Source organism: Stenotrophomonas pictorum JCM 9942 (genome assembly GCF_001310775.1).
Taxonomy (GTDB): Bacteria; Pseudomonadota; Gammaproteobacteria; order Xanthomonadales; family Xanthomonadaceae; genus Stenotrophomonas; species Stenotrophomonas pictorum.
In genome coordinates this window covers 1-2,619 of sequence record NZ_BAZI01000364.1, presented here as the reverse complement: position 1 = coordinate 2,619, position 2,619 = coordinate 1, and the positions used below count along the sequence as shown (strand labels likewise).

The window sequence follows — 2,619 nt, the reverse complement described above, 5'->3', positions numbered from 1 at the left end:
CAAGGTCCGGCTGCGCGCAAAACTCGATGCCGATGCCTCGGAACTGGAGCTGGAGTTGCCGGCGGCGGCGCCGGCCTACACGCCCGGCAGCACCGTGCATCTGCAGGTGCGACGCTATGGCGTGTTCCCGCGCACGGAGCGCTGAATAGGGGGGGGCGGGGAGCACGAAGTTGTTGCATCGCAATAGGATGCGGTTAAAAATTCGTGAATCGTGGCCGCTACGGTTTCGATATCCCCCACTGCCTGGAGAATCCCTGATGCACAACAAGCGCCTTGCCGCTGCCGTTTGCGCCGCCCTGTTGTCCGTACCGTTTGCTGTCAGCGCCCAGGACAGCGAGGAAACCGCATCCCCGTTCAGCTTCAACGCGACGGTCACCACCGACTACGTGTTCCGTGGTGTGTCGCAGACCGACAACGGCCCGGCGTTCCAGGCCGAGGCCAGCTACAGCGCGCCGTTCGGCCTGTATGCCACCGTCTGGGGCTCCAACGTCGACTTCGGCGAGAAGGGCGGCCCGAACTTCGAGGTCGACTACGCCATCGGCTGGAGCAAGGACCTGTCCGACCGCTGGAATCTGGACCTGGGGGTGAACCGTTACACCTACACCAGCGCCTCCAGCGACTACGGCGACATCGACTACAACGAATATCTGGCCAAGGTCACCTGGACCGGCCCGGTGACCGTCAGCGGCCTGCTGGGCTATGCCGACGACTACAGCAACAGCGGTGCCGAGCAGACCTACAGCGCGCTGGAAGCCAGCTACGACATCGGCGAGACCGGCTTCTCGATCGGCGCCTCGGCCGGCTACACCACGATCAAGGCCCAGGGCAACGACTGGCCGCGTCGCGAGGATTACTACGACGGCTCGATCTCGGTTTCCAAGGCGTTCGGCCCGGCCACCGCCACTGTGGGCTACTACGACACCTTCGGTGCGGACGCGCCGTCGCTGCGCCGCGAGTCGGACACCTACAAGCCGGGTGTGGTGTTCACCGTCTCGGTGGACGTGCCTGATCGGTGTTTGATGTGGTGTGAAAAAGGCGCCGCAAGGCGCCTTTTTCTTGGCGGGTTCCGCCGTCGGGGAAAGCGCCGCGCTACCGCGGCCCTACCGCTGCCACCTGCGATCACCTGCTCCCGGTCGCGCGATGCTGACCGGCCCGGCAACAGCTGCCTACCTGCCGTTCGCGCCGGGGGGACGGGCGATCAGAAGGGGCCGCCGCGTACGCGCGCTGCGACGATTTGCCGGAATTGCGTCCGTTCGGTGTCTCCCGCAACGACCGAAGGCGCCTTGCGGCGCCTTCGGTGTTTCATCTGCTGGCGGTCAGTTCCAGCTCAGCACGACCTTGCCGGCCTTGCCTTCTTCCATCAGTCAAAGCCCTTCTGGAAGTCGTCGATCGGCAACTGGTGGGTCATCACCTTGCCCAGCGGGAAGCCGGACAGCACCAGCTGGGTCATCTTGTACCAGGTCTCGTACATCTTGCGGCCGTAGATGCCCTGCACGGTCAGACCCTTGAAGATGATCTTGTCCCAGTCGCAGCCGGCGCCCTTGGGCATGATGCCGAGCATGGCGATCTTGCCGCCGTGGTACATGCAGTCGAGCATGTCGTTGAAGGCGCGCGGGTTGCCGCTCATTTCCAGGCCCACGTCGAAGCCCTCCATGTGCAGCTCGGCCATCACGTCCTTGAGCGAGGTGTTGGCGACGTTGACCACGCGCGTGGCGCCCATGTCGGCGGCCAGCTTCAGGCGGAAGTCGTTGACGTCGGTGACCACCACATTGCGCGCGCCGATATGCTTGCAGATGCCGGCGGCGATGATGCCGATCGGACCGGCGCCGGTGATCAGCACGTCCTCGCCGATCACATCGAACTCCAGCGCACAGTGCGCGGCGTTGCCGTAGGGGTCGAAGAACGCGGCCAGCTCCGACGGGATCTGGTCCGGGATCGGCCACAGGTTGGTGGCCGGCATCACCATGTATTCGGCAAACGCGCCGTTGACGTTGACGCCGATGCCCACCGTGTTCGGGCACAGGTGCTGGCGGCCGCCGCGGCAGTTGCGGCAGTGGCCGCAGACGATGTGGCCTTCGGCCGACACGCGCTGGCCGATCTCGTAGCCGGTCACGCCCGGACCGATTTCGGCAATGCGGCCGACGAATTCATGGCCGATGGTCAGGCCCGGGGTGATGGTGCGCTGGCTCCACTCGTCCCACAGGTAGATGTGCAGGTCGGTGCCACAGATGGCGGTCTTCTCCAGCTTGATCAGCACCTGGTTGGGGCCGGGCGTGGGGACCGGCACCTGTTCCATCCAGATGCCCTTGGTCGCTTCGCGCTTCACCAGCGCGCGCATCGTGTTGTGTGCCATTGCAGGGAAAACCGCCGTGTGAGTGAGGGCGCCGATTATATGCTTTCGTCTGTAACAACCCGGTACTGACCGATGGCAGGGGAGGGGCGGCGGTTGCAACCGCTACAATCGCCGCAACCTTAATTTGGGGAATGTTCCATGCGTTTGAATCTTCTCGCTTTTTCCATCGTGGCCGGTTTGGGCATGGCCCAGGCCGCGCAGGCCGCCGAAGGCATGTGGGTGCCGCAGCAGCTGCCGGAAATCGCCGGGCCGCTGAAGCAGGCCGG

At 64.9% G+C, this 2,619-nt stretch carries 2 pseudogenes; one reads left to right on the top strand and one right to left on the bottom strand.

Annotation, left to right across the window (positions count from 1 at the left end):
• Positions 1 to 188: 188 nt before the first annotated feature.
• Positions 189 to 983 (top strand): annotated as a pseudogene (locus tag JCM9942_RS18395) (TorF family putative porin); the annotation flags it as partial.
• Positions 984 to 1,316: 333 nt separating this feature from the next.
• Here JCM9942_RS18395 and tdh read toward each other — a convergent pair.
• Positions 1,317 to 2,338: pseudogene (gene tdh, locus JCM9942_RS13725) on the bottom strand (L-threonine 3-dehydrogenase).
• Between the last annotated feature and the right edge of the window lie 281 nt (positions 2,339 to 2,619).